The following is a 24,988-nucleotide window of genomic DNA, read 5'->3' on the forward strand; positions in this document are numbered from 1 at the left end:
TCCGGCCTGTTCGGCTGTGGCTGCGGCTGCGGCTGCGGCTGTGGCTGCGGTGGCGGTGCCCGGGGCCTTCACCAGACCTTGCCGTTGCGCCATTCCACCACCCAGATCAGCACAATCACGAGTGTGGCGAGGATCAGGCCCGTGATGCTGCCCTTCACCACCAGGCTGAACAGGGGAGCGGACATCAGCCACTGCGCCGGAGGGGAGCTGGCGAGCAGGGGAGTGCAGGGGAGCAGGAAAGGCATGGCGACAGGGGTTACAGGTGCTGGGCCGCGGCAGGCAGACCAGCGGCTCGGGCGGGCGGACGGTTCAACGGGCCGGTTCGGGGCCGGCGAGCTGGTGCCAGGCGAACCGCTCGGGCCACCAGTGGCTTCCCAGGCCCATCACCAGCGCTGAAACGGCTGCCGAGACGAGGGCGGCGCAGTAGGGGGCGATCAGTGCATAGGCGAGCAGGCCGGTCACCGAACCGAGCACCATGGCGGTGGCGGCGGCCCGGCGGTTCGCCTGGCGCCAGTAGAGCCCCATGGCGATCGGCCAGATCGTGGAGGCCACCAGGGCGCCGGTGAACAGCAGCAGCTGGTACATCGAGGTGACGTACTGCCAGGAGAGCAGCATCGTCAGCAGACCGAGGCCCACCACCACCGCCCGGGCGGCCTGGCGGATCTGGAGATCGCTCGATCCGGGGCGCAGCCAGTGGGCGACCACGTCCTCGGCGATCAGGTCGGCGCTGGCGGCCAGCAGCGAGTCGAGGGTGGAGGTGAGCGAGGCAAAGATGATGATGAACACCACCGCCGCCCCACCACTGCCCAGCAGCTGGGCGGTGACGATGGGGAACACCATGTTCACCTGGGGAACGCTGAGGTTCTGGGCCAGCGCCATCAGGGCGATCGAGCCGGTCACCACCGGCACCGTGACCCAGGCCAGCCCGCCGAGCACGAAGGAGCGGAACACCACGGCCGGGCGGCTGGCGAACACCCGCGACCACCAGATGTTGTTGTGGAACACCTCCCCCATGCTGAACAGCCCGGTGTTCCAGGCGAACAGCAGCCCGGTGGGCAGCAGCAGGTTGAGGCGCGAGGGATGCTCGGCCGCCAGGGCCGTGTAGACCTCCCCGGGGCCGAACCGGCTGAATCCCAGCACCGCCACCAGCACCAGCAGGCCCATGATCAGCAGCGACTGGATGAAGTCGGTGCCGACCACGGCCCGCATGCCGCCGAACAGGGTGTAGATGGTGGAGACCCCGATCACGCAGACCATCCCGAGCCGGTAGTCGAAGCCCGACAGCGACTGCAGCAGCAGCCCGGCTCCCATGCCCTGGGTGATCAGGAAGCCGAGGGTGTAGGCCAGGGTGATGATCAGGAAGATGGCCCAGCACAGTCGGCCGTAGCGCAGCCGCACGAAGTCACCGCTGGTCCGCGCCCGGGGCATCAGCCGCTTGATCCGCACGGCCAGGGGGGCGAACAGAAACAGCCCCAGGCCGGCCAGGGCGTAACCGAACATCCCCCAGAGCCCCAGGGTGTACCCCACCTCCGGGGCGGCCAGGGTGGTGTTCCCGGTGACCCAGCTGGCCATCAGGGTGGCCGTGCTCAGGGCCAGGCCGATGTTGCGGCCGGCCAGCAGGTAGTCGTCGGCATCGCCCTTGCCCCGCCTGCCCCACCAGATGCCCAGCGCGATCCAGAGCACCGAAAATCCCACCAGCAGCAGCCAGGCGGTGCCGGGGGCGAGCATCGTGGCTTCAGTCATGGGGCTTCAGTCATGGCTGGGATCGTCGAAGGGATCGCGCTGGTGCCAGCGCCGGTGGCCCCGCAGGATCATCACCACGGTGGCCAGGGTCACGAGTCCCCCCAGCACGAAGATCAGCAGGGCCTGTTGCAGTTCGGTCATCGCAACCGGCATGGACGGGGCGTTCGGCGGATCCGGTGGAAGCGGGCGACCGGAGAGCTCAGGAGAGGACTGAGATCCGGTGCTGAAACACAAAAAAAGCCCCGGGAATCCGGAGCTTGATTGGGAGCAATCAATTGGTGGCGGGGGCGAGATTTGAACTCGCGACCTTCGGGTTATGAGCCCGACGAGCTACCAGGCTGCTCTACCCCGCGGCACTGAGAAATTGTACCAGCCGGTGTCGGGCGCTACAGGTCCGGGCCCCATCGGCGCCGATCGCCGTGCGGGTTCAGTCGAAGCGGAGCTCCCCCACGACCTCCAGGCGGAGGTGGGGGGCCGGCAGCAGGAAGCGGCTGCCCAGGTCCTCGAGGGTCATGGGGGTGAGCCAGTCGAGCTGCTCGAGCAGGTGCAGGGCCACCGCGTGTTTCGCCCGCGCCGCGCCATCCTCCACCTTGATCGCCACGCCGAGGCCCTCGCCAACGCGGTTGAGGCACTGGATGCCTTCGGCCCCGCCTTTGCTGAGCACCTGGCCGTGGCCGAGCCGCATCAGTTCGGTGTCGAAACGGCCCTCGCCCGCCACCAGCTCCGGGTGGTTGAGCATGGCGCGGCTCAGCCGCTCCAGGTCGGGCTGGGCGCCGGCGCCCAGATGGGCGTACAGCAGAGCCATCTGGGCGAGCTGGAGCTGCAGGGTGGGGGCACCGCAGTCGTCCCGTGCCGTGACCAGCTCCGCGGCGGGCAGGGCGAGCAGCTCCGCCACCCGCTTGAACACCTCCTGCTGCAGCGGGTGCTCGACCTGGAGGTAGTTCTCCAGGCTCCAGCCCATGCGGCGGCAGGTGGCGAGGAAGGCGGCGTGCTTACCGGAGCAGTTGTGCTCCAGCGGGCTGGTGCCCCCGCTCGGCACCGGACACTGGAGCTGTTCGGTGTCCAGCTCGGCGCCCCACAGCAGCCGGAAGGCCTCGCGGGCGTGCATGGCCGTGCCGGCGTGGGAGGCGCAGGCGATGGCCAGTCCCCGCTCGCCGCTGTTGCCCTGGTCGGCGGCGCCGCTGGCGACGAACACGCGGGCCTGGAAGGGCTTGAGGGCGGAGCGCACGAAGCTCAGCTGCTGGGGATCGCCGGCCCGCATCAGCACCCGGCCCCGCCCGTCGCAGACCACCGCATGCACCCGGTGGCGCGACTCGACGATGCCATCGCGCAGCAGCCTCACCTCCAGGGGCGGGATGCCGGTGCGGGCGGTGCCGCCGAAGCTTGCGGGCAGGGTCATGGAGACGGTCGGGAGGCCGTGTTCAGAGAGCCTGACAGAGGCTCGCCCCGGCCAGCATCAGCGTGGCCGCCAGCCCGATGGCCTGCTGCAGCCGCTGCAGGATCGGCCGCACCTGGTGCTGGGCGACGAGCAGATCCTGCTGGCGCCAGGGCAGGGGTTTCTCCCACACCTGGCCGTCGTACCAGCCCGATTCCTCGTATTCGACCCGCTCACTCACCAGGCGCTGGTGGATGGTGGTCCATCCCAGCCACTGGCGCACCAGCATCAGGGTGGGCAGGGCGATGGCGGCCACGGCCCCCGCGGCCACCAGGCGGGCGGGCTGGTGGCGCAGCACCCAGCTGCCACTGGCCACCAGCAGGGTGAGGGGCAACACCGTGAGCCAGCTGAGCGCCAGCGGGCGCAGCAGCCCGGCCAGATCGGCGGTCGGCCAGGCGAAGAACCAGGAGCCCCGCAGCTCTTCGTACTGCCGCAGCGGGCGTTGCTCGGGCGGCACCGGGCAGGGCCCAAGGCGCTCCATGGCGTTGATCTCAGGGGGTGGGCGCGGGAGCTGAGCCTAGGTAGCGGACCTGTTCACCGTGGCCCCAGAACGACTCGAGGTCGTAGTAGGTGCGCTCGGCGGGGGTGAGCACGTGCACGATCACCTCGCCGTAGTCGAGCAGCACCCAGCGGCCCTCGCTCTGGCCTTCCCGGCGCAGCGGGAGGCGGCCGACGGTCTCCTCCAGCTTGTCCTCCACCGAACGGGCGATGGCGCGCACCTGCACGTCGGAGAGGCCGCTGCAGATCACGAACCAGTCGGCCAGGGAGGACACCTCGTCGACCCGAATCAGGCGGATGTCCACGGCCTTGCGGTCGTCACAGGCCTCGGCCGCCAGCCGGGCCAGCTTCTCGGTGTCGGGATCCCGGACGGCGGGGGCGTCAGCCATCGGGGTTCTCACTGGTTTCAGCCATAGACGTTCTCACTGGCGACGGATTGCCTGGATCCCTGCTGCTGGGCCATTTCGGCGCGGGCCTTGCCGGCACTCTTGCGCAGGGCCTCGAGCCGGTCTTCGTAGAAGGCGCGCTTCTTCTTCTTGCGGGTCTGCTCCGCCAGCTCCTTGAGGGCACCGCCAAGGCTCTTGTAGGCGTTGGGGAGGGTGTAGCCGAAGCGGCAGGCCAGATCGATGGCCCGCTCATCGGCGCTGATGGCGTCCTGCAGGCGCTTCTCGGAGTTGTTCTTGAGGTAGAGGCGATACCCGGCGAAGCCCGAGAGGCCCAGGGCCATCACCAGCAGGAGGCCGTCCTGCACCCACAGTTCCCCGATGGCGCCGCCCAGGCCGATGGCCAGAGCCGCCATCTCCCAGCCATCCCGGGGCACGGCGTCGTTCTGGATGCGGCCAACTTCGTGCCAGAAGAGCAGGTTGCGGTGGTCGAGGGCGAGGCCGTCCCATTTTTCGAGATCCACCTGGATCTCGATCTCATCGCGGCCGATCTCCTCGATGGTGATCAGCGGGGGATCGACCGAGGCCGCGGCTTCCACGAACACCCAGCTCTGCATTTCGGGAGGCAGCAACCCCTTGAGGCGCTGGAGTTCGCTCATCGACAGGATCAGGCGGTGCGGTGGACGCTCACGTTAGCCACTGCTGACCCGAGCCACTGCTGACGCCGCACCCCGGTTGTGGTTGAACCTTCCTGACGGCAGGGGCATGAGACTCTGGATGGGTTTGGCCGCCGCCCACGCCCATGCCCCGCCGCACGGACCTGCGTCGCATTCTGCTGCTGGGCTCCGGGCCGATCGTGATCGGGCAGGCCTGCGAGTTCGACTACTCGGGCACCCAGGCGTGCAAGGCCCTGCGGGCCGAGGGCTACGAAGTGGTGCTGGTCAACAGCAATCCGGCTTCGATCATGACCGATCCGGACATGGCCGACCGGACCTACATCGAGCCCCTCACCCCCGAGGTGGTGGCCCGGGTGATCGCGACCGAGAAGCCCGATGCCCTGCTCCCCACGATGGGCGGCCAGACGGCGCTGAACCTGGCGGTGGCCCTGGCCGAGGACGGCACCCTGGAGCGCTACGGGGTGCAACTGATCGGTGCCGACCTGGAGGCGATCCGCAAGGCGGAGGACCGCCTGCTGTTCAAGGAGGCGATGGAGCGCATCGGCGTGGCCGTGTGTCCCTCCGGGATCGCCAACAACCTGGAGGAAGCCGAGACGGTCGGGGAGGCCATCGGCTCCTACCCCCGCATCATCCGACCGGCCTTCACCCTCGGCGGCAGCGGCGGCGGCATTGCCTACAACCCCGAGGAGTTCCGCGCCTTCTGCAAGAGCGGCCTGGAGGCCAGCCCGGTCTCCCAGATCCTGATCGAGCAGTCGCTGCTGGGCTGGAAGGAGTTCGAGCTGGAGGTGATGCGCGACACCGCCGACAACGTGGTGATCGTGTGCTCGATCGAGAACCTCGATCCGATGGGGGTGCACACCGGCGACTCGATCACCGTGGCGCCGGCCCAGACCCTCACCGACCGGGAATACCAGCGGCTGCGGGACCAGTCGATCGCGATCATCCGCGAGATCGGGGTCGACACCGGCGGCAGCAACATCCAGTTCGCGATCAACCCCGCCAACGGCGATGTGGTGGTGATCGAGATGAACCCGCGCGTCTCCCGCAGTTCAGCCCTGGCCTCCAAGGCCACCGGCTTCCCGATCGCCAAGCTGGCCGCCCGCCTGGCGGTGGGCTACACCCTCGACGAGATCGTCAACGACATCACCGGGGCGACGCCGGCCTGCTTCGAGCCCACGATCGACTACGTCGTCACGAAGATCCCGCGCTTCGCCTTCGAGAAGTTCCAGGGCAGTCCGGCGGTGCTGACCACCTCGATGAAATCGGTGGGGGAGGCGATGGCGATCGGCCGCTGCTTCGAGGAGTCCTTCCAGAAGGCCCTGCGTTCCCTGGAGACCGGCCACGCCGGCTGGGGCTGCGATCGCCCGGATCCGAGCTGGGAGCCTGCCGAGCTCAACCGGGCCCTGCGCACCCCGACGCCGGAGCGGATCTTCGCCGTGCGGGCCGCCATGGTCGCCGGGCGCAGCGACGCGGAGATCCACAGCCTCAGCGCCATCGACCCCTGGTTCCTCGCCAAGCTGCGGCGCATCGTCGCGTGCGAGCAGCGGCTGCTGCGGGATCGCCCCCTCGCCGCCCTGGATGCCGCTTCCCTGCTGGAGCTCAAGCAGCTCGGCTTCTCCGACCGCCAGATCGCCTGGGCCACCGGGAGTGAGGAGCTGGCCGTGCGGCGCCATCGCCAGGCCCTCGGGGTGACGGCGGTGTTCAAGACCGTGGACACCTGCGCCGCCGAATTCGCCTCCACCACCCCGTACCACTACTCCACCTACGAACGTCCCCTGGAGCGGATCGGTGCGGCGGGTGCGATCACGACGGTGCCGCCCGAGGACGAGGTGCGTCCGGAGAGCCGTCAGAAGGTGATGATCCTCGGGGGCGGCCCGAACCGCATCGGCCAGGGCATCGAGTTCGACTACTGCTGCTGCCACGCCTCCTTCGCCCTGCAGGACGAGGGTTTCGCCACGGTGATGGTGAACAGCAATCCCGAGACCGTCTCCACCGACTACGACACCAGCGATCGGCTCTATTTCGAGCCCCTCACCCTGGAGGACGTGCTCAATGTGATCGAGGCCGAACGGCCGGCCGGGGTGATCGTGCAGTTCGGCGGGCAGACGCCCCTCAAGCTGGCCATTCCCCTGCTCCGCTGGCTGGACTCGCCCGAGGGGCAGGCCACCGGCAGCCGCATCTGGGGCACCTCCCCCGAGTCGATCGACACGGCCGAGGACCGGGAACAGTTCGAGGCCATCCTGCGCCGGCTGGAGATCCGCCAGCCCCGCAACGGCCTGGCCCGCACGGAAGCCGAGGCCCGGGCCGTGGCGGAGCGGGTGGGCTATCCGGTGGTGGTGCGTCCCAGTTACGTGCTGGGGGGGCGGGCCATGGAGGTGGTGCACGGCGAGGAGGAGCTCAACCGCTACATGGCCGAGGCGGTGACCGTGGAACCCGACCACCCGGTGCTGATCGATCAGTATCTGGACAATGCCGTGGAGGTGGATGTCGACGCCCTGTGCGACCACACCGGCAGCGTGCTGATCGGCGGGGTGATGGAGCACATCGAGCCCGCCGGGATCCACTCGGGGGATTCGGCCTGCTGCCTGCCCACCGTGAGCCTGGGGGAGGCCGGTCTGGCCACGATCCGCAGCTGGAGCCGGGACCTGGCCCTGGCCCTGGAGGTGCGGGGCCTGATCAACCTGCAGTTCGCCGTGCAGCGCACCGAGGCCGGCGAGGAACGGGTGTTCATCATCGAGGCGAACCCCCGTGCTTCCCGCACCGTGCCCTTCGTGGCCAAGGCCACCGGGGTGCCGCTGGCCAAGGTGGCCAGCCGCCTGATGGCCGGCCGCAGCCTGGCCGAGCTGGGTCTCACCCAGGAGCCCCGGCCCCCGCTCCAGACGGTCAAGGAGGCCGTGCTGCCGTTCAAGCGCTTCCCAGGCTCCGACACCCTGCTCGGCCCCGAGATGCGCAGCACCGGGGAGGTGATGGGCATCGCCAGCGGATTCGGCATGGCCTACGGCAAGGCCGAGCAGGGGGCGGGGGAAGGGCTGCCCACCGCCGGCAGGGTGTTCCTCTCCACCCACGACCGCGACAAGGCCGCGCTGGTGCCCGTGGCCCGGGGGCTGGAGGCGCTGGGCTTCGAGCTGATCGCCACCTCGGGCACGGCGGCGGCCCTGGCGTCGGCCGGCCTGAAGGTGGAGTCGATCCTCAAGGTGCATGAAGGACGGCCGAACATCGAGGATGCCATCCGCTCCGGCCGCATCCAGCTGGTGATCAACACGCCGATCGGCCGGCAGGCGGCCTTCGACGACACCTACCTGCGCCGGGCCGCCCTCGACTACGCCGTGCCCACCCTTACCACCCTGGCCGGGGCCCGCGCCGCCGTGGAGGCGATCACGGCGCTACAGCAGCAGCCGCTGCAGATCACCGCCCTGCAGGACATCCACCCCGCCGCTGTGGTGTAGGGGGAGAAGCCTTGTTGATCGTTGGCTCCGACGATCAAGGTTGAAGTGGCCATGGTTCATTTACAGGACAAAACCTTGTCGGCACAGCCAAGCCAGGTCTCGTTCCAGCCTCCACTGCCGGGTCCATCGAGGCAGCCGATCACGGATGCGACGGGTCCTGATCGGGAAATCCGGTTTGGCAAGCCTTTGGATGGTTGCGATCAGTTCAGCCCTCTCGGCGACGGCGACGGTTACAAAGATGACATGATTCTTCTCGAGTTTGTCTGAACGAATGCTCAGCGCACGTACAAGCTTGGGGGCTTTGCATCGCCATGTTCTGTGACCTGATGACCTGAGTCTGGCTTCAAGGGCAGAAAAAGAATTCTTGCTCGTGCCGATCAGGATTGCTTTCGGCAGCCGCTTGTGTTGGCCGCTGAGGAATGCGCCCAGAGAAGCCTCAAGTCGTGATAAGTCGAGCAGGCGGGGCTGCTCTTGGAGTCGATTGTCGAGCTCGCTGTAGGGATGGTCCAGCGCAAGGGCGATCTTTCTGTAAACAGCCGTACCGTTGTCACTGTAAATCTCAAGAAGCTTGGTGCCATGATCGGCCCCAATGAAGTTGGTGAGGCCGGCCCCATGGAGTCCGGCAATATGAGTACGTCCTCTCATGGCGAGTATCTGTTCGGCAGGGCTGTGATCCTCCATGTAGGTCACGTCGAAGCCGTTGATGCGGAAATAGCCCTCAATGCTCCTGAGGTTGCTAAAGCTCCGCAGTGAACCCTGTTGCCGTGAAATGAACAGTTTCTTGCTTTTGGGTTTCTCGCCTGGCTTGACTTCCTTGCCGAAATCCTGGAAGCATCTGCGAAGATGAAGTAGATAGTCTCTGTCGGCGCGGTTGCAGGGGTGCTTCAATATGCGCGTCTCTGCGGGGAGGCTGGGGTCTTCCGGGAAAGAGTTGGAAAAGAAGTACAGTTGTTTGCAGTGATAGGCTTGGCGAGGTTCTACGTAAACGATATTGCTGATCTTGAGCACCTCTTCGGCTACAAACCGTAGCCATTTCCATGATTCTCCAATGACAAGTACATGGTCTGCCCTGAACCCCATTTGTTCTGCCAGCCAATGGCGGTAGAGGTGATCGAAAAGGACATGGCAGATGTTCCCGGCCAGCCAGTGATCGCTGGTGATCAGCGCCCTTCCCGGTAGGCGAGTGTGGTTATTGGCTGGAGCTTCCTGAATTTCTTGCCTTGTGGCCTCTAAATCGATGCCCAATCTTGGCTCCGCGGCTGAGCGAAGGGGGGCAGGGAGCAAGTGTGAGTCGATGGCGATCCATTTATGGCGAATCGGCAGCGAATTGGGATCATTGCGGTAGTAATAAGTTGCATCGGTAATCAAATTGAGATCCATGTCCCGCATTGTCCCGATGATGCGTAAGTTCATGGATAGGCTCGCGTTTTGCCTGAAACCTGAAAGAAGGATGCTGGGTTGCTTGGTCAATGCTGACTTGGGCGCTGGCCTCGGCGGCGATCAGCCCATCAAAGGCCCCCTCTCCTCAGGTGCAGGAGGCCAGAGGCAGGTGCTGGAGGCCAGAGGGTTCAAGGACCTTTGTCGCCGTGAGGATTCGCGTCTAGGGATGGTGGGGTTGATTGCAGTCCAATCAGTGATGGTGGCAAGCCAGTGTCATCCCTTGACTATGCCATGGGGGTTATAGCCTCAGCGCTCAAGTCCGCCATCCAATGGTGGCCCTGGTGGTGGATGCCTTGAGGCATCCCTGGCGCATGACTCCTTTGGCTGAGCGACGAGATCGGCCCATGAGTTCCTGCCGTGAGCTCATGCCCGGTAACACCGCAGCATGTCGGATTCGAGAGCTCAGGAAGGGTGGGTGCTGGGATCACAGGGCGGCTGGGGCCGGGCCACGGGCGGCTCCATGGTGGGTAGGTTTGACGACCCACCGAAGAACCAGCGTGACCACCGCCCCCCTGAGCGCGCCTGCCAGTTCAACCCCGGGCCCGACTCCGGAAGCGCCACGGACCCCTGCCTGCCTGCCCGGCAGCGACTGCACCACGGCCTTCCGGGCGGCCTACGAGAACCGCTACACCTGGGCCCCCGGCTTCGGCGGCTACCGGGGCCGCTGCATCTGGGAGCAGGACGGCCAGCGGGTCGAGGGGAGCTTCCAGGTGGGCGCCGATCTCAAGGCCACGGTGGAGGGCATCACCGATGAGACGGTGCACAAGGCCATGGCCAGCCAGCTGTGGGAGGTGGCGATCCACCGGGTGCGCCGCAGCTTCGAGCAGACCCACGGCGCCAACACCTTCACCGCCGGCGACACCGATGCGGTGGGCACCGAGGTGATCGTGGGCGGCAAGAACGCCGGCGATCGCTACCGGATCAAGGACGACGTGGTGACCATGGTGCACCGCCACATCCACGGCACGGTGGTGACGATCTTCACCGAGTCGGTCACCCAGACCGGGGCCGGATACCTGAGCCACACCTACACGAGCCAGTACGCCGACCCGGCCAGCGGTGAACTGCGCGGCGGCCTCAGCCATTTCACCGACAGCTTCGTGCCCCTCGGTGGCGACGGTCCCTGGGTGCTCAGCGAGCGGGTGATCGCCACCGCCGCCCACGGCGCGAACCCCGCCGGCCGCCAGGTGTTTCGTTTCGAAGACCTCCAGCCCCTCGCCTAGCCCTGGCTTTGACGGGGCCCCCATGACACCATCGCCGCAACGTTGCGGCGTGGCCTTGGAGTTGCTCAACCAAATCAACGCGGTGGTCTGGGGACCGGCCACGCTCTGGCTGATCGGGCTCACGGGCCTCTACCTGATGCTGGGGCTGCGGTTCATGCCGCTGCTGCGGATCGGCTTCGGCTTCCGCCAGGCGATCGCCTCGATCCGCTCCTCCAAGGGGGAGGGGGATGTGTCGGCCTTCGAGTCGTTGGCCACCGCCCTGGCCGCCACGATCGGCACGGGCAACGTGGCCGGCGTGGCCGGGGCCATCGCCGTGGGCGGCCCCGGCGCCGTGTTCTGGATGTGGGTGATCGCCTTCGTGGGGATGGCCACCAAGTACGCCGAGTCGCTGCTGGCGGTGCATTACCGCGAGGTGGATGGGCTCGGCGAGCACGTGGGTGGGCCGATGTACTTCATCCGCAACGGGCTCGGCCCCCGCTGGGCCTGGCTGGGGGTGCTGTTCGCCCTGTTCGGCACCCTGGCGGGCTTCGGCATCGGCAATGGGGTGCAGGCCCATGAGATGGCCAAGGCCCTCAACGAATCCCTGGCGATTCCTCCCCTGGCCACCGGCGTGGTGATGGCCGTGCTGGCCTACCTGGTGCTGATCGGCGGCATCGAGCGGATCGGCAAGGTGGCCGAAGTGGTGGTGCCGCTGATGGCCGCCGTCTACGTCGTGGGCTCTCTGGTGATCCTGCTGCTGCACATCGACAAGATCCCCGGCGCCTTCGGGGTGATCTTCAGCAATGCCTTCACCGGCCAGGCGGCCGCCGGTGGCGCCCTGGGCACGGTGATTCAGAAGGGCATCGCCCGCGGCATCTTCTCCAACGAGGCGGGGCTGGGCACGGCCCCGATCGCCCAGGCGGCGGCCAAGCCCGGTGATCCGGTGCTGCAGGGCAGCGTGGCGATGCTGGGCACCTTCATCGACACCCTGGTGATCTGCACGATGACCGCGCTGGTGATCGTGGCCAGCGGCCTCTACGACAGCGGGGTCCAGGGGGTGACCCTCACCATGGCCGCGTTCGACTGGGGGCTTCCCGGTGGGAAGTGGCTGGTCACCTTCGCCACCGTGTTCTTCACCGGCACCACGATCCTGGGCTGGGGGTACTACAGCGAGCGCTGTCTGGAGTTCCTGGTGGGCACCGGCGGCATCCGGCCGTTCCGCTACGTCTGGGTAGCGGTGGTGGTGATCGGCTCGGTGGCCAGCTTCGACGCCATCTGGACCGTGGCGGACATCCTCAACGGCCTGATGGCGATCCCCAACCTGATCGGCCTGCTGCTGCTCTCCGGCACGGTGTTCCGGCTCACGCGGGCCTATCGCTTCGATGGCGCCGGGAGCGGCCAGGGCGGATGACCAGGGCGGATGACCAGGGCGGATGACCAGGCCGGCTGACTAGGCCGGCTGGGCCGCCCCCGGTCCCGGCCTCAGGGCAGGGGGGCGATCATCTTCAGCTTCTCGTTCAGCTGGCTGGCCATCGACTGGCGCCCCACGGCCAGCACCTTGAGGGTGTCCTCGTGCATGCGCAGCTGGGCGTCGGCCACCTGCATGCCGCGCACCAGTTCCTTCACCTCGTCGGGGAGGGAGTTCAGGTCGTAACGCTTGCCCTCGAACGTGAGCACGGGTGGCTGCTGGGGTGTGGCGGTCACGGGGAAGCTCTCCTGGGCTGCTCGCTCAGGATACGGATGGACCCTCCTGACCCTCGGGGCGCGCCGCGGGTTGCGCCGGTGCGGGCAGGGGGCGCTTGAAGAAGAACATCAGCAGGGGCCCCACCTGGGCGGCCTCGACCATCTCCCAGTTCTCCCGCCCGAGGGCGTTGAGAAAGAACTGGAGCTGCTCGGCGGGGTGGCGGGGCCTGGCATTCAGGGCGCCGTACTGCTGGGGGAATTCCCGCTGCAGAAACTCCGGGCTGAGCGCTCCGCCCAGCTTCTCGCTGTCGCTCCGGGGGGAGGGCGGCTCGGGCGGGGCGCCACTCTCCACGTTGATGTGAATCACCCGGTACTCCCAGGCCATGGCCGTGCGCGTCAGGATTCGAGGTGGATGAACTGGCGCTCGCAGAGATCGCGGTAGCGACCGGCCTGCGCCATCAGCTGATTGTGGCTGCCCTCCTCCACGATCCTGCCCGCCTCCAGCACGACGATGCGGTCGGCGTTCTGCACGGTGGCCAGCCGGTGGGCGATCACCAGCACGGTGCGCCCGGCCATCGCCGCCTCCAGCCCCGACTGCACGGCCTCCTCGGCCTCGGCGTCGAGGGCGCTGGTGGCCTCATCCAGCAGCAGCACGGCCGGGTTGCCCAGCACGGCCCGGGCGATGGCGAGCCGCTGCAGCTGGCCGCCGGAGAAATTGCTGCCCCGCTCCTCGATCCGGCTGGCGTAGCCCTGGGGGAGGTTCTGCACGAAGCCATCGGCATTGGCGATGCGGGCGGCCTCGCGGATCGCCTCGGGGCTCGCCTCGCGGCCGAAGGCGATCGCCTCGGCCACGCTGCCCGAAAAGATGCTGCTCTGCTGCGGCACCAGGGCCACGGCCCGGCGCAGATCGCGGCTGCGCAGATCGGCCAGGTCGTGGCCGTCGAGCAGCACCCGCCCCTGCTGGCAGGCGTTGAAGCGCAGCAGCAGCGAGAAGAGGGTGCTCTTGCCCGCGCCGGAGGGACCCACCAGGGCCACCACCTCCCCGGGGTGCACCCGCAGGTCCACCCGATGCAGCACCGGTTGGCCCGGGCTGTAGGCGAAGCTCACGTCCTCGAGCACCAGTGCGCCCTTCACGGGCCCCAGCGGCGGGGCATCGGCGCGGTCCGGGGTTTCGACCGGCTCCAGTTCAATGGCGCGCAGGCGCTGCAGCGAGGCCTGGCCCTGCTGGAATTCGTTGAAGTTGGTGGTGAGGTGGGCGATCGGATCGATCAGCATCAGCAGGGCGGCCACATAGCTGCTGAAGCCCTGGCTGTTCAGGTCGCCCGACTGGATCCGCCAGGCCCCGATCAGCAGCACCGCCAGGATGCCCGCCGCCTCGAGCAGGCCCACCACCGGATGCTGCAGGGCCAGCAGCCGCAGGGTGCGGTAACGGGCGCGGCGGTGCAGCGCGATCTCCCGGTCGAAGCGCTCCTGCAGCCAGGGCTCGGCCGCAAAGGCCCGCACCAGGGGCAGCCCGGCGATCGCCTCGCCCAGCAGGCTGGCCAGCTCGCTCACCTGCTGCTGGCTGCGTTCGGCGGCCCCCATCACCCGGGCGCCGAAGCCGCTCACCAGCAGCGCCACCACCGGTGCCAGCAGCAGCGTGGCCAGGGCCAGGGTGCCGTCGAGCCACACCATGTAGCCCAGCACCGCCAGCAACTGCAGGGCGCTGGGGGTGGTGTCCTGAATCGTCTTGTAGATCACCTCCCCCACCCGGTCGGCGTCCTCGGTGAGGCGGTAGGTGAGGTCGCCGGCCGAGAGTTTCTCGAGGGCGTTGAAGTCGAGCCGCTGCAGCCGGGCGAACAGCTCGTGGCGCAGGGCCTGGCTCACATGCAGGGCGGGAGCGGCCAGCAGGGTGTCCTGGCCGAACTGGGCGGCTTTCTGCACCACGAACACCGCCAGGGCCGCCAGGATGGTCTGCAGGGTGACCACCACATTCCCGGCTCCGATCGCCGGAATCAGACGACCCGCCAGCCAGGCCAGCAGCGGCCAGCAGAGCACGAACACCAGGATGCACACCCCGCCGGCGGCGAGCCGCCGGCGGTGGGGGCGGAGCAGGGGCCACAGCCTGCGCAGGGTGCTGCCGATGCCGGCCGGGGGCGCAGGACGGGCCGTGGGCGATGCGAGCATCCGGGCACGCTATCGCCCGTGACTGCGGCCACTTCCTTGAAGCTCGATCAGTTCCTCAAGTTCCAGGGCCTGGTGGCCACCGGCGGCGAGGCCAAGCTGCGCATCCAGCGCGGCGATGTGCGGGTCAATGGGGTGATCGAAACGCGCCGCGGTCGCCAGCTGGCCTGCGGGGATGCGGTGAGCCTCGATGGCCACGAGCTGCTGGTCACCCCGGTGCGGCGTGAGCGCTGACGGACGGCCCATTAGCTTTTCAGCACGTCGCGTGGAGTGGACCGTTGGCCAAGGCTGTGATCGCAGGCAACTGGAAGATGCACATGACCTGCGCGGAGACGCGGGAGTTCGCCGCTGCCTTCCGCCCGCTGATCAGCGATCTTCCGGATGACCGCCAGGTGTTGATCGCCCCGCCGTTCACCGCCATCCCCACCCTCAGCCGCCACCTGGAGGGCACCGGCGTGGCCATCGCCGCCCAGAACGTGCACTGGGATGAAAAGGGGGCCTACACCGGTATGGTGTCGGCGGCGATGCTGGTGGAGCACGGGGTCACCCACGCCATCGTCGGCCACAGCGAGCCGCGCAAGTACTTCAGCGAGTCGGACGAGCAGATCAACCTCCGCGCCCGCACGGCCCAGAAGCACGGCCTGATCCCCATCCTCTGCGTGGGCGAAAGCCTGGATCAGCGGGAGACCGGGGAGACCGAGCGGGTCATCCACCGCCAGATCGAGCAGGGCCTCGAGGCCGTCGACCCCACCCGGCTGATCGTGGCCTACGAGCCGATCTGGGCGATCGGCACCGGCAAGACCTGCGCCGCCGATGAAGCCAACCGCATCTGCGGCCTGATCCGGGGCTGGGTGGGCCACAAGGACGTGACGGTGCAGTACGGCGGTTCGGTGAACCCTGCCACGATCGATGATCTGATGGCCCAGAGCGACATCGACGGGGTGCTGGTGGGTGGAGCGTCCCTGGACCCCGCCAGCTTCGCCCGGATCGCCAACTTCCGGGTTTCCGCCACCGTTTGAGCGCCACCGCCACCAGCCGCGATCCCGCCTGGCCGCCGGCCTGGGGCCGCCGCACCCAGGTGATGGGGGTGCTGAACCTCACGCCGGACTCCTTCAGTGATGGCGGGCGCTGGGAGCGGCCCCAGGACGCCGTGCGCCAGGCGGGCCGGATGCTGGCGGCGGGGGCCGATCTCCTTGACCTGGGGGCGCAGAGCACCCGGCCCGGCGCCGAGGAGGTGGGCCCCGAGCGGGAATGGTCGCGGCTGCGGCCGGTGCTGCAGGCGATCCGGGCCAGCCATCCCGGCGCCCTGCTCTCGATCGACACCTTCCACCCCGCCGTGGCGGAACAGGCCCTGGCGGCCGGTGCCCACTGGATCAACGATGTGCGCGGCGGCAGCCCCGATCGCCGCGATCCGGCCATGGCGGCTGTCGTGGCGGCGGCCGGCTGCCCCTACGTGCTGATGCACAGCCGCGGCGACAGCGCGGGGATGGACGGCCGCGCCGTCTATGCCGATGTGGTGGAGGAGGTGCGCCGGGAACTGCTCACGGCCAGCGAGGCGGCCCTGGCCGCCGGCGTGGCGGCCGGGCAGATCGTCTGGGATCCGGGCCTCGGTTTCGCCAAGACCACCGAGCAGAACCTGGAACTGCTGCGGGGGCTGGCACGGCTGTGCGGGGGGGGCTTCCCCGTGCTGGTGGGACCCTCCCGCAAGCGCTTCATCGGCGCGGTGCTGGCCGAGCCCCGTCCGCGGGCCCGGATCTGGGGCACGGCTGCCGTCTGTGCCCAGGCCATCACCATGGGGGCCGCCGTGCTGCGGGTGCACGACGTGGGGCCGATCGTGCAGACGGCGCGGATGGTCGATGCCATCACAGCCGGTCCCCGGGGCTGAGCTGCGGCAGGGCTCAGACGCTGGCGGCGTACTCGATCTCGCCCCTGGCGTTCACCTTCGCCTCGGAGAAGAACCGGGCCATGGTGGGGGAGATGTGTCCGCGGGCGGCGAGGATCTCGCCGATGCGCCCACCCCGCTGGAGCTGCTCCTTGAGGGCATCCTCCAGTTGCTCTGCGCTGATGGCCCCCAGCTCCAGCAGGCGTTCGCCCAGCCGTTTCTCGTTGAAGCCCTGCTCGTCGAACAGGGTGGGGTTGAGCAGCAGATCGATCATCTGCGGCGACACCTGAAGATTCAGGCGCAGGAACTCGCCGAAGCGCTGGGTGGCGGCAAAGGGGCGGTACTCCTCGAGGAGCCGATCGAGATCCTCGAGTTCGAGCACGCCGGCCTCCACCAGCTTGTTGCCGAGGGTCTGGCTGGTGAAGCTGCGGCTGCCTTCCGACGCCGCCTCGAGATCACCCTCCACCAACTGGGGCTGCTGGAAGAATTCCTGCACCCACGGGTCCTGCTGGAGGAAGGTGAACAGCTCCCGGGGGTTGAGGCTCAGGCTGCCGAAGCGCTCCTCGATCAACTCCTCGAGGAAGGCCACCTCGGTGGTGGGACCGACCACCTGAAAGGGAAGGCGAGCTGAGCGGCCATTGCCGATCAGCTCCACTTGAACATGACCTGATGTCAGGCGAAAGCGGAACATCCACTCGCCCGGCCCTGAGCCGGCTGCGATTCTGGGCTCAAGCTAGAGCCGCCCTGCCGTTCTGGCCGGCTTGTTATCAAAACCCTGCGCATGGCTGCTCGGGGCGGTGGCAAACAGCGTCAACATGCCTAGCTTTCAGCCATATGCTCGATCCGAGTGGCCCGATCCCCCTCCACGGAGCCTGAACGCGCCGGTCTGCTGAGCGCGCTGGGAGGCTTCGTGCAGGCTGCCCGCAGCCGAGGGCGCACTGCCTTCGAGACCAGCTTCGACCTGATCGATGAGCTGGTCCACCACCGTTTCTTCCGCTCCCTGCGCGATGTCGACTGGAGCACCTACCAGCTGGGGCCGATCCTGATCGCCTCGGTGTTGATCAACCTGCTGGAACTGGCCTCCCCTCTCTACATCAACATCGTCTACACCTCGATCCTCCCCACCGGCTCCATGTCGAGCCTGCTGGTGCTCTCGGTCGGGGTCGTGGTGCTGATGGTGCTGGGGGGCTGGTTGAAGACCGTGCGCCTGGGGCTCACCGGTTCGGATGGGGCCCGGCTGCAGCACCACCGCCGCATGGAGGCGCTGATCCATTTCTCCCAGATGCGGTTGGGCGACTACCTGCGCCTCTCGCCGGCCGCCCACGCCGAGCGGCTCAACAGCATCAACCTGCTGCGGGATGAGAGTTCCCTGCAGGCGCTCACCACCGCCATCGACCTGGCCTTCTCGCTTCTGTTCGTGCTGGTGCTGTTCCTGATCGCCGGCAGCGTCGGTCTGGTGGCGGTGGTCGCGATCGTGGTCTACCTGCTCAGGGCCCTGGCCTTCGCCCGCGACTTCGAGGCCCTGGCCAAGCGCCGCGACCTGCTGGAGCTGGATCGGGTGGGCTACCAGGGCAAGCTCATGGGGGCGATCGATCTGATCAAGTCCAACTCCGGGCTGGGCCGCCAGTTCCTGGTGGGCAACGAGCAGCGCCAGGAGGAGCTGGCCTGGCAGCGGATGGTGAACAACCGCTTCACCGGCCAGCAGCAGGCCTTCGGCAACCTGATGAGCCAGCTGACCCTGGCGGGGATCGTCACCTGGGGGGCGCTGCTAGTGATCCGCGGCCAGCTGCTGGTGGGAGCCCTGGCGGCGGCCCTGTTGCTCGGCGGCAAGATCCTCGCCCCGTGGCAGCAGGCCATGGCCCTCTGGAGCAGCTACCGCCGCCTCAGCCACGCCCGCGACGAGTTCGATGCCCTGATGGCCACCCCGGTGGAGCCGGAAGGGGGCCAGGCCGAACTCGCCATTCCGCTGGAGGGTGCCATCAGCCTCAGCCGGGCCGGCCAGCCCCTGGCGGTCATCACCTCGGGCAGCACGGTCGTGATGCGCGACCAGAGTTTCGGCGCCGATGTGCGCCATCTGTTCCTGGGGCTCATCCAGATCGAGCCGGATGACCAGCTCAGCGTCAGCGGCCTGCCGGTGGGCAACTACCACCGCGACGAACTGCGCCAGCGGATCGCCTATGTGGATCCCTCCAGGGATTTCTTCGACGGAACCCTGCTGCAGAACATCACCAGTTTCCAGCCCCGTCGCTACCAGCGGCGCGCCCTGTTCTGGTCGTATCTGATCGGGCTCGATGCGATGGTGCGGGGCCTGCCCAACGGCTACAACACGGCCGTCGGCACCAGCCAGCCCACCGGCCTCTCCCGCGATGCCCAGCAGCTGTTCCACGTGGTGACGGCCCTGGCCCGGGGGCCCCAGCTGCTGCTGCTCGATCTGAGTGACTGTGCCTACGGCAAGGACTTCATCGATGGCCTGCAGCGCCTGCTGCGCCGCACCCACGGCCGCACCACGGTGCTGATCAGCGGCGCCGGCCGGGTGCTCAGCTCCTTCACCGATCAGGAAGTGGAGATTCCCGCGATCCGCCGGGAGGTGGCGGCATGACCACGATGACACCGCGTTCAATGCTGCTGCGGGATCTGACGCTCAGTCCCGAAGCCCCGATGGCGTTCTGCGTGCGGCTGTTGCTGCAGCAGATGCTGTGGACCGGGCGGCCGGAGGAACTCTTCGAGCTGCTGGGCCGCGATCCGCGCCAGATGGATCTGGTGGATGCCCGCAACCTGCTGCTCCGGCTGGGCTACGGCAGCCGGATGGAGGTGCTCGAGACCTGGAACCAGCTAAACCCCCAGCTGTTGCCGGCGCTCTACGTGGCGCCGGACAACGTGCCCTTCGTGCTCTCCCGCACGGCCCGGGGCGAGCTGGTGGCCGGCAATGTGAACGGCCGCTGCGATCTCTACGACCTGCCCACCGGTGGGCGGGTGGTGTTCCTGCAGGAGAAGGCCGGCGCCGAACGCGTCACCCTGCTGCAGCAGATCCTCTACCGCTTCACCAACCGGATCGGGGTGCTCTACGGGCTGAGTTTCGCCCTGGCGCTGCTGGCCCTCACCCTGCCCTTCTACATCCGGGCGATCTACAACATCTCGATCCCGAGTTCCAGCCTGCTCTCCACGTTCTGGATCTTTCTGGGGGTGGTGCTGCTGTTCGTTCTGGACTGGATCCTGCGGCAGTGGCGTTCGGCCCATCTCTCCCAGCTTTCCGGTCGGCTGGATGCGCTGGTCGGCGTCACGCTGATGGAGAAGCTGTTCGGTCTGGATTACCGCCAGATCGAAGCGCTCGGTCGCACCGGCCTGGAGAACAGGCTCCGCAATCTCGACAGCCTGATCGGCTACCTCCAGGGCCCCCTGGCCGTGGCCTGCCTCGATTTCCCCTTCGTGCTGCTGTACCTGGGGGCCATTGCCCTGATCAGTGGCTGGCTGGTGCTGGTGCCCCTGGCCCTGATGGTGGTGAGCGGTCTGCTGGTGTGGCTGCTGTCGCGCTACTACACCGGGGCGGCCGAGCTCAACCTGGCCAGCGGCCTCGGCATCGGCCAGGCCCAGCAGGAGATGGTGAGCCGCTTCCTCGAGGTGAAGCTCGCCAACGTCGAGTGGGTGTGGCTGCAGCGCCTGCGCGGTCTGTCGGCCCAGAGCACCACCAGCTCCCTGGTGCTCAACCGTCAGGTCGGGCGGCTGCAGGTCATCACCAGCACCACCTCCCAGCTGGCGGGGGTCCTCACCCTCGCTGTGGGGGTCTGGATGGCCTACGGCTCCAACCAGGGCCCGGCGGCGATGGGCAATCTGATCGCCGCCATGTTCTTCGTGTGGCGCGTGTTCACGCCGTTCCAGCAGCTGATGAACGCCCTGCTCCGCTACACCACGATGCGGAACCAGTACCTGCAGCTCAACCAGTTCCTGCGGCTGCGCTCCCCCAGCCGCACCAGCGGCGCGGCGGTGAGCGCGGCCCAGATGCGCGGCTCGATCCTGCTCGATTCGGCGGCCTGTCGCCTGGGTTCCGACGGCGCCCTGGCCATCACCCGCGTCTCCCTCTCCGTGGCGCCGGGCCAGATCCTGGCCATCACCGGCAATCCGGGCTGCGGCAAGTCCACCACCCTGCGGGTGATCGATCAGCTCTACCCCCTGGCCAGTGGCACCCTGCTGTTCGACGGCCAGGACCACCGCCAGTTCAGCGCCGATCTGATCCAGCGGAACATCGCCCTGCTGATGGCCGACACGGCCCTGTTGCCCGGCAGCGTCTGGTCCAATCTCACGGCGATGAACCCGAACGCCTCGCTCACCGGCGTGCGGCGCATCTGCGGTCAGCTGGGCCTGCTGGAGTTCCTCGACAGCCTGCCCCAGGGTCTGGAGACGGAGCTCACCGATGAGATCGTCTACCGGATTCCCAATGGCGTGCGCAAGCTGATGTCCCTGGCGCAGGCGGTGATCAAGGACACCCCGATCCTGATGATCGACGATGTCAGCCAGGGTCTGGCCCCCGACCAGTTCCAGATCGTGCTGGAGGCCCTGCCCAGCCTGCGCACCTGCACCTTCAGCGGGCAGGAGCGCAGTGTGATTCTCGCCACGGACAACAAGCTGCTGCTGGAGCGTGCGGATCGCCTCTGCATCCTGGACAAGGGCGTCACCTCCTTCAACGGCACACCCGACGAATTGCGCGCTCGGATGCAGAAAACCACCTGAATGGGTCCCGCCTGAGGCCCCCCACCCCTTTTGCCCCGTTCATCCTCCTTCGCGCTTCCGCCATGACCTCCTCTTCCGCTTCCGCTCCCCAGGGCACCCCTCCCGAGGAGTCCCTCGCCCTTCCACCCGCCGGTGGCCTGCTGGCCAGGCTGCCTGGGATGGACAGCCCCGATGCCCTCACCCTGGTGGGCCGCAACCGGCTCAGCCAGGCGCTCGAACTCGAGGAAAAGCCGGACAACCGTTACCTCAGGCTCACCCTCTACGTGCTGGGGGCGGCGGCGCTGATCTTCTTCCCCTGGGCGGCGCTGACGCCGATCACCCAGGTGGTGAATGCCTCCGGGGAGGTGATTCCCGAGGGGGAGGTGAATGTGGTGCAGCACCTGGAGGGCGGCATCGTGGCTTCGGTGGATGTGACCGATGGCCAGGAGGTGAGCAAGGGCGATGTGATGCTGGAGCTGCGGCCCAACCTGGTGGAGAGCGAATACAAGGCCACCGAGCAGCAGCTCAAGAACCTGATGGCCCAGCAGCGCCAGCTCCAGGCGGCCATCCGCGGCGATCGGGTGTTCGTGGCCGAGCCGGGCAAGGTGGGCGATGCCCAGCGCAATCTGCTCAACAGCCGTATCGACAACCGGGCCGATCAGATCGACCGGGTGCAGGCCCAGATCGCCCAGAAGCAGGCGGAGATCAATGGTTTGAATGACCAGATCGGCAAGTTCCGCCGCGAGCTGCAGCTCTATGGCGAGCAGCGTCAGATGTTCGCCGATCTGGTGGCCACCGGTGCGGCCTCCCGCCTCAACCTGCTGAATGTGGAGCAGCAGGAGGCCGCCGCCCGCACCAAGCTGGCCGAGCTGACCGGCGCGCGCAATGAGGCCACCAAGCTGCTCGATGAGGCCAGGGCCAACCTGCGGGGTCTGCAGTCCGGCCTGCTGCTGGAGCAGAACTCCCAGATCGCCCAGCTGGTGAACGAGGAGGCGGTGGTGGCCGAGAACATCAAGAAGGTGAAAAACCAGCTGGAGCGCACCCGGATCACCGCCCCGGTGGCCGGGGTGGTGAGCGATCTGCGCTTCAAGGCCCCTGGAGCCGTGGTGGGTCCGGGCGCGGTGGTGCTCTCCGTGGTGCCCAACGACAGCCGCAAGCTGGTGGAGGTGCGGGTGCCCTCCTCGGACATCGGCTTTGTGAAAACGGGCCAGAAGGTGGAAGTGAAGTTGCAGCCGTTCGATTCCACCATCTACGGCTCCATCCCCGGCCGCGTGAGCAGCATCGCCGCTTCGACGGTGCAGGATCCGGATGACCGCCGCTATTACTACAAGGCCCGCATTGAGCTGGATCGGCAGTACATGGATGCCGAGAACCGCCGCTACCCCATTCAGGTGGGTATGCCCCTGGTGGCTGACATCAAGGGGCCCCAACGCAGCGTGCTGCGCTACATCTTCCAGCCCTTCACCCGCACCTTGGATTCGGCCCTGCGGGAATCCCGCTGAGCCCCTCACCCAGGCCGATCCGGGGTCCGCTCTGCTGCCGGACCCCGGTCCTTCTGCCACCCCCTGGGGTGGCTTTTGTGTGGCGGAGCTTGCTGCGCGAGGCCTTCCGCAGGGCCGCCTGGCTGTACATCCCCAATCTCTCAGCTTCTTCTCAGAAGACTGAGGCCTGAGCTGGCGCAAGGGTTCTGAGGCTTTTTGTGGCCCCTGATCACCGGTGGGCACTGAACGGAGCTGTTGCATTGCCCTTGACGCTGCAGCCAAACCCGCCGGCCTGCATACGTTGGAACAAGAGAAGCCAGCTCCCGGGTTCCCCCTGCTGGCCGGACCGTTCCATTGCTTTCAGGTCATGGCTGACGACGTCACCATCGTTACTCCCAGTGCTGAGGAGAGCGTTGCGAGTTCCAGCGGCGTGGAGCTGGCGGCTGCTGGCCTGGAGCGGCAGAACGAAGCGGCCGGCAACATCACGGATGCCAGGGTGTATGACCCCAGTGGCGGCTTCGACAACCCCGGGGGCAACACCCGCTTCGGTGATGCCCAGGACAACACCCAGGTCGAGACGCGCGGTCCCAACGACATCGGCAACCTGAGGGTCCAGTCGCCCGCGCCGAAACCTCCGGGCCCTGATGTGGCCGAGGGCGGTGGCGGCGGCTCGGCCGATCTGCCCGGTACCCCGCTCTCCCCGATCCAGCAGAGCCGGGTGGGCCAGACGCCCGTCCCCCAGTCGGACCCGCTGCTGCAGCAGCTCGAAGACTTCCCCACGGGCACCACGGAAGAGCAGCCGCAGCCGCCCCAGCCTCAGCCGGTGGTGAACAACACGGTGGTCAACAACACGGTGGTGAACAACCCCGTGGAGAACACCACGGTGGTGAACAACAACGTGGAGAACACCACGGTGGTGAACACCACCAACATCACCCCGACCACCCCGGAGGTTAATCAACTTCCGAGCGTTGATGTGCTTCCAGATCCGTCCACCCCCACCACCACCAACGACGCCCTTCAGGGGCCGGGCGGGATCGGCATCGTTCTGGGTGAAGGTGAGGTGGCGGAAATCGGCATCGATCCTGCAGCTCTGGCGGGTGACCCTGACTACGCCCTCTTTGCTAGAACTTCTGGTGTTATCAACATCGGTGATCCCGATGGTTTGGATGACATTCAATCCTTCACCTTCTCATGGGGGGTTCCCGATGCATCGGGGGCTGTCAATACCCGGACATTCCAGTTTTCCTCTCTGGCTGACCTGATCAGCAGCGGATCCGCACTCGTCTCCTTCACTCTGGAGGCCGGGGATGGGGATGCCACGCCGGAAGGCCGCTCACGTTCACCGGTTTCACGGTGCTGTCACCGACCATTGCGCAGATCAGCTTCACGTTTGTGCTGGCGGATCCGGTGAACAATGCGGCCCCCGGTGCCAACATCTTTTCGGACTACGCCACCATTCCCTTCACGGCGACGGTGACCGACTCCGGCGGTTTGAGCGACACGAATTCTGGCAATATCCTGATCATCGATGGCGAGCCCACCGTTGTCGTCAACGAGGATGCGGTCACCCAGCTGATCGCCGACGAGTCAGCCGGTGAGATCGGCACCGCCGGCGGCAGTGAGAATGCCGCCGGCTTCGACACCATCACGGCGGATTTCTCGCTGGTGTTCGACAGTGACACCGTTGCCCCTGGCGTGCAGACCAACTTTGGTCCGGACCGCGCCGGCACGGCCTCCTACAGCCTGGTGCTCACCGGCACCGGTGTGCCCTCCGGCCTGTTCGCCCTCAACCCGTCTGCGACCACCGCCGGCAGCGAGATCCTGCTGAGCCAGGTGGGCGACGTAGTGACCGGTTCGGCCGATGGCACCAATTACTTCACGATCAGCGTGGATCCCGCCACCGGCGTGGTGACCTTCACCCAGCTGGCGGCGATCTGGCATCCCATCCCGGGCACCGGCAGCTTTGATGAGCCGGCGACGTTGACCCTGGCTGATCCTGCGGCGCTGCAGATCGTGCAGACCATCACCGACTTCGACGGTGATAAGGACAGCGCCGGAGTGAATCTTGGGGCTGGGGTGTTCACGATTGAGGATGACGGTCCAACCCTTGATCCAGCCGGAACCTTTGACGAAAGCTTGGTGCTGGATGAATCGGCACTGGACGGAACGCTTCCTGCGTATGCAGACCAGGATGGTGTGTATAGCGCGACGGTGGATCTGTCGACCGTGTTTGGCGATGGTGATCTGG

Annotated in this window: 23 protein-coding genes and 1 tRNA gene; 11 read left to right on the plus strand and 13 right to left on the minus strand. The window is 67.5% G+C overall.

Annotated elements, in window-relative coordinates; translation table 11 throughout:
- Positions 1-68: 68 nt before the first annotated feature.
- The 8 genes from ACLD7X_RS03395 to ACLD7X_RS03430 form a co-directional block, all read right to left on the minus strand.
- Positions 69-245, minus strand: coding sequence for a hypothetical protein (locus ACLD7X_RS03395; RefSeq protein WP_411422053.1), 177 nt, complete (start codon positions 243-245; stop codon positions 69-71).
- Positions 246-309: 64 nt separating this feature from the next.
- On the minus strand, positions 310-1,743 hold the full coding sequence (locus tag ACLD7X_RS03400; RefSeq protein WP_411422054.1) for a sodium:solute symporter family transporter: 1,434 nt from the start codon (positions 1,741-1,743) through the stop codon (positions 310-312).
- A gap of 6 nt (positions 1,744-1,749) precedes the next feature.
- Positions 1,750-1,896, minus strand: a complete 147-nt coding sequence (locus ACLD7X_RS03405) for a hypothetical protein (protein ID WP_411422055.1) — start codon at positions 1,894-1,896, stop codon at positions 1,750-1,752.
- A gap of 123 nt (positions 1,897-2,019) precedes the next feature.
- Positions 2,020-2,096, minus strand: a tRNA-Met gene (locus ACLD7X_RS03410).
- A gap of 74 nt (positions 2,097-2,170) precedes the next feature.
- Positions 2,171-3,142 carry an asparaginase gene (locus ACLD7X_RS03415; protein ID WP_411422056.1) on the minus strand — a complete coding sequence of 324 codons (972 nt, stop codon included), beginning with the start codon at positions 3,140-3,142 and terminating at the stop codon, positions 2,171-2,173.
- Positions 3,143-3,164: 22 nt separating this feature from the next.
- Entirely contained in the window at positions 3,165-3,659 is a 495-nt protein-coding gene (locus tag ACLD7X_RS03420; RefSeq protein ID WP_411422057.1) for a CGLD27 family protein, read from the minus strand.
- A 10-nt stretch (positions 3,660-3,669) separates the two neighbouring features.
- Complete coding sequence (gene rsfS / locus ACLD7X_RS03425) at positions 3,670-4,065, minus strand: ribosome silencing factor (protein ID WP_411422058.1); 396 nt, start codon at positions 4,063-4,065, stop codon at positions 3,670-3,672.
- Between the two features lie 17 nt (positions 4,066-4,082).
- Positions 4,083-4,718, minus strand: coding sequence for a DUF3318 domain-containing protein (locus ACLD7X_RS03430; RefSeq protein ID WP_411422059.1), 636 nt, complete (start codon positions 4,716-4,718; stop codon positions 4,083-4,085).
- A gap of 143 nt (positions 4,719-4,861) precedes the next feature.
- On the opposite strand from ACLD7X_RS03430, the gene carB reads away from it, so the two are divergent.
- Complete coding sequence (gene carB, locus ACLD7X_RS03435; protein ID WP_411422060.1) at positions 4,862-8,182, plus strand: carbamoyl-phosphate synthase large subunit; 3,321 nt, start codon at positions 4,862-4,864, stop codon at positions 8,180-8,182.
- A gap of 60 nt (positions 8,183-8,242) precedes the next feature.
- Here the strand turns inward: carB and ACLD7X_RS03440 are convergent, their stop codons facing one another.
- Positions 8,243-9,595, minus strand: a complete 1,353-nt coding sequence (locus ACLD7X_RS03440; RefSeq protein WP_411422061.1) for a glycosyltransferase family 61 protein — start codon at positions 9,593-9,595, stop codon at positions 8,243-8,245.
- Positions 9,596-10,119: 524 nt separating this feature from the next.
- Here ACLD7X_RS03440 and ACLD7X_RS03445 point away from each other — a divergent pair.
- Positions 10,120-10,845 carry a DUF3386 domain-containing protein gene (locus tag ACLD7X_RS03445; protein ID WP_412007222.1) on the plus strand — a complete coding sequence of 242 codons (726 nt, stop codon included), beginning with the start codon at positions 10,120-10,122 and terminating at the stop codon, positions 10,843-10,845.
- A 49-nt stretch (positions 10,846-10,894) separates the two neighbouring features.
- Positions 10,895-12,235 (plus strand): alanine/glycine:cation symporter family protein, encoded by a 1,341-nt coding sequence (locus tag ACLD7X_RS03450; protein WP_425625056.1) that lies wholly within the window; start codon positions 10,895-10,897, stop codon positions 12,233-12,235.
- A gap of 71 nt (positions 12,236-12,306) precedes the next feature.
- Here the strand turns inward: ACLD7X_RS03450 and ACLD7X_RS03455 are convergent, their stop codons facing one another.
- The 3 genes from ACLD7X_RS03455 to ACLD7X_RS03465 are packed head-to-tail and all read right to left on the minus strand — an operon-like array spanning position 12,307 to position 14,673.
- Positions 12,307-12,528 carry a DUF6447 family protein gene (locus ACLD7X_RS03455; protein WP_411422064.1) on the minus strand — a complete coding sequence of 74 codons (222 nt, stop codon included), beginning with the start codon at positions 12,526-12,528 and terminating at the stop codon, positions 12,307-12,309.
- A 25-nt stretch (positions 12,529-12,553) separates the two neighbouring features.
- On the minus strand, positions 12,554-12,892 hold the full coding sequence (locus ACLD7X_RS03460) for a hypothetical protein (RefSeq protein WP_411422065.1): 339 nt from the start codon (positions 12,890-12,892) through the stop codon (positions 12,554-12,556).
- Between the two features lie 11 nt (positions 12,893-12,903).
- Positions 12,904-14,673, minus strand: coding sequence for an ABC transporter ATP-binding protein (locus ACLD7X_RS03465; RefSeq protein WP_411422066.1), 1,770 nt, complete (start codon positions 14,671-14,673; stop codon positions 12,904-12,906).
- A 36-nt stretch (positions 14,674-14,709) separates the two neighbouring features.
- Here ACLD7X_RS03465 and ACLD7X_RS03470 point away from each other — a divergent pair, with 36 nt between their 5' ends.
- From ACLD7X_RS03470 to folP, 3 genes are read left to right on the plus strand one after another with little or no spacing between them, the layout of a single operon-like run.
- Positions 14,710-14,904, plus strand: a complete 195-nt coding sequence (locus ACLD7X_RS03470; protein WP_425625057.1) for an RNA-binding S4 domain-containing protein — start codon at positions 14,710-14,712, stop codon at positions 14,902-14,904.
- A gap of 44 nt (positions 14,905-14,948) precedes the next feature.
- Entirely contained in the window at positions 14,949-15,689 is a 741-nt protein-coding gene (gene tpiA / locus ACLD7X_RS03475; protein WP_411422068.1) for a triose-phosphate isomerase, read from the plus strand.
- Complete coding sequence (gene folP / locus ACLD7X_RS03480) at positions 15,686-16,555, plus strand: dihydropteroate synthase (RefSeq protein ID WP_411422069.1); 870 nt, start codon at positions 15,686-15,688, stop codon at positions 16,553-16,555. The genes tpiA and folP overlap by 4 nt, the downstream gene beginning before the upstream one ends.
- Before the next feature lie 13 nt (positions 16,556-16,568).
- Here folP and ACLD7X_RS03485 read toward each other — a convergent pair whose 3' ends face one another.
- Entirely contained in the window at positions 16,569-17,207 is a 639-nt protein-coding gene (locus tag ACLD7X_RS03485; protein WP_425625058.1) for a cyclic di-GMP-binding domain-containing protein, MshE-related, read from the minus strand.
- A 192-nt stretch (positions 17,208-17,399) separates the two neighbouring features.
- Here ACLD7X_RS03485 and ACLD7X_RS03490 point away from each other — a divergent pair, with 192 nt between their 5' ends.
- From ACLD7X_RS03490 to ACLD7X_RS03510, 5 genes are all read left to right on the plus strand, one after another.
- Entirely contained in the window at positions 17,400-19,151 is a 1,752-nt protein-coding gene (locus ACLD7X_RS03490) for an ABC transporter transmembrane domain-containing protein (RefSeq protein ID WP_411422071.1), read from the plus strand.
- Positions 19,152-19,156: 5 nt separating this feature from the next.
- Entirely contained in the window at positions 19,157-21,277 is a 2,121-nt protein-coding gene (locus ACLD7X_RS03495; RefSeq protein ID WP_411422072.1) for an ATP-binding cassette domain-containing protein, read from the plus strand.
- Positions 21,278-21,339: 62 nt separating this feature from the next.
- Positions 21,340-22,758 (plus strand): HlyD family type I secretion periplasmic adaptor subunit, encoded by a 1,419-nt coding sequence (locus ACLD7X_RS03500; protein ID WP_411422073.1) that lies wholly within the window; start codon positions 21,340-21,342, stop codon positions 22,756-22,758.
- A gap of 346 nt (positions 22,759-23,104) precedes the next feature.
- Positions 23,105-24,151, plus strand: coding sequence for a hypothetical protein (locus tag ACLD7X_RS03505; RefSeq protein WP_411422074.1), 1,047 nt, complete (start codon positions 23,105-23,107; stop codon positions 24,149-24,151).
- The coding region (locus ACLD7X_RS03510) for a DUF5801 repeats-in-toxin domain-containing protein (protein WP_425625059.1) at positions 24,133-24,988 on the plus strand (856 nt) is incomplete at its 3' end. The genes ACLD7X_RS03505 and ACLD7X_RS03510, both read left to right, overlap by 19 nt.

Source organism: Aphanothece microscopica RSMan92 (genome assembly GCF_046613545.2).
Taxonomy (GTDB): Bacteria; Cyanobacteriota; Cyanobacteriia; order PCC-6307; family Cyanobiaceae; genus NIES-981.

Excerpts from the sequence above, each read along its gene's own strand:
- ACLD7X_RS03465 (WP_411422066.1), bottom strand. The coding sequence starts at position 14,673 with ATGCTCGCATCGCCCACGGCCCGTCCTGCGCCCCCGGCCGGCATCGGC.
- ACLD7X_RS03430 (WP_411422059.1), bottom strand. The coding sequence starts at position 4,718 with ATGAGCGAACTCCAGCGCCTCAAGGGGTTGCTGCCTCCCGAAATGCAG.
- rsfS (WP_411422058.1), bottom strand. The coding sequence starts at position 4,065 with ATGGCTGACGCCCCCGCCGTCCGGGATCCCGACACCGAGAAGCTGGCC.
- ACLD7X_RS03505 (WP_411422074.1), top strand. The coding sequence starts at position 23,105 with ATGGCTGACGACGTCACCATCGTTACTCCCAGTGCTGAGGAGAGCGTT.
- ACLD7X_RS03415 (WP_411422056.1), bottom strand. The coding sequence starts at position 3,142 with ATGACCCTGCCCGCAAGCTTCGGCGGCACCGCCCGCACCGGCATCCCG.
- carB (WP_411422060.1), top strand. The coding sequence starts at position 4,862 with ATGCCCCGCCGCACGGACCTGCGTCGCATTCTGCTGCTGGGCTCCGGG.
- ACLD7X_RS03400 (WP_411422054.1), bottom strand. The coding sequence starts at position 1,743 with ATGACTGAAGCCACGATGCTCGCCCCCGGCACCGCCTGGCTGCTGCTG.
- ACLD7X_RS03405 (WP_411422055.1), bottom strand. The coding sequence starts at position 1,896 with ATGCCGGTTGCGATGACCGAACTGCAACAGGCCCTGCTGATCTTCGTG.
- ACLD7X_RS03395 (WP_411422053.1), bottom strand. The coding sequence starts at position 245 with ATGCCTTTCCTGCTCCCCTGCACTCCCCTGCTCGCCAGCTCCCCTCCG.
- ACLD7X_RS03495 (WP_411422072.1), top strand. The coding sequence starts at position 19,157 with ATGACACCGCGTTCAATGCTGCTGCGGGATCTGACGCTCAGTCCCGAA.
- ACLD7X_RS03500 (WP_411422073.1), top strand. The coding sequence starts at position 21,340 with ATGACCTCCTCTTCCGCTTCCGCTCCCCAGGGCACCCCTCCCGAGGAG.
- ACLD7X_RS03420 (WP_411422057.1), bottom strand. The coding sequence starts at position 3,659 with ATGGAGCGCCTTGGGCCCTGCCCGGTGCCGCCCGAGCAACGCCCGCTG.
- ACLD7X_RS03440 (WP_411422061.1), bottom strand. The coding sequence starts at position 9,595 with ATGAACTTACGCATCATCGGGACAATGCGGGACATGGATCTCAATTTG.
- ACLD7X_RS03460 (WP_411422065.1), bottom strand. The coding sequence starts at position 12,892 with ATGGCCTGGGAGTACCGGGTGATTCACATCAACGTGGAGAGTGGCGCC.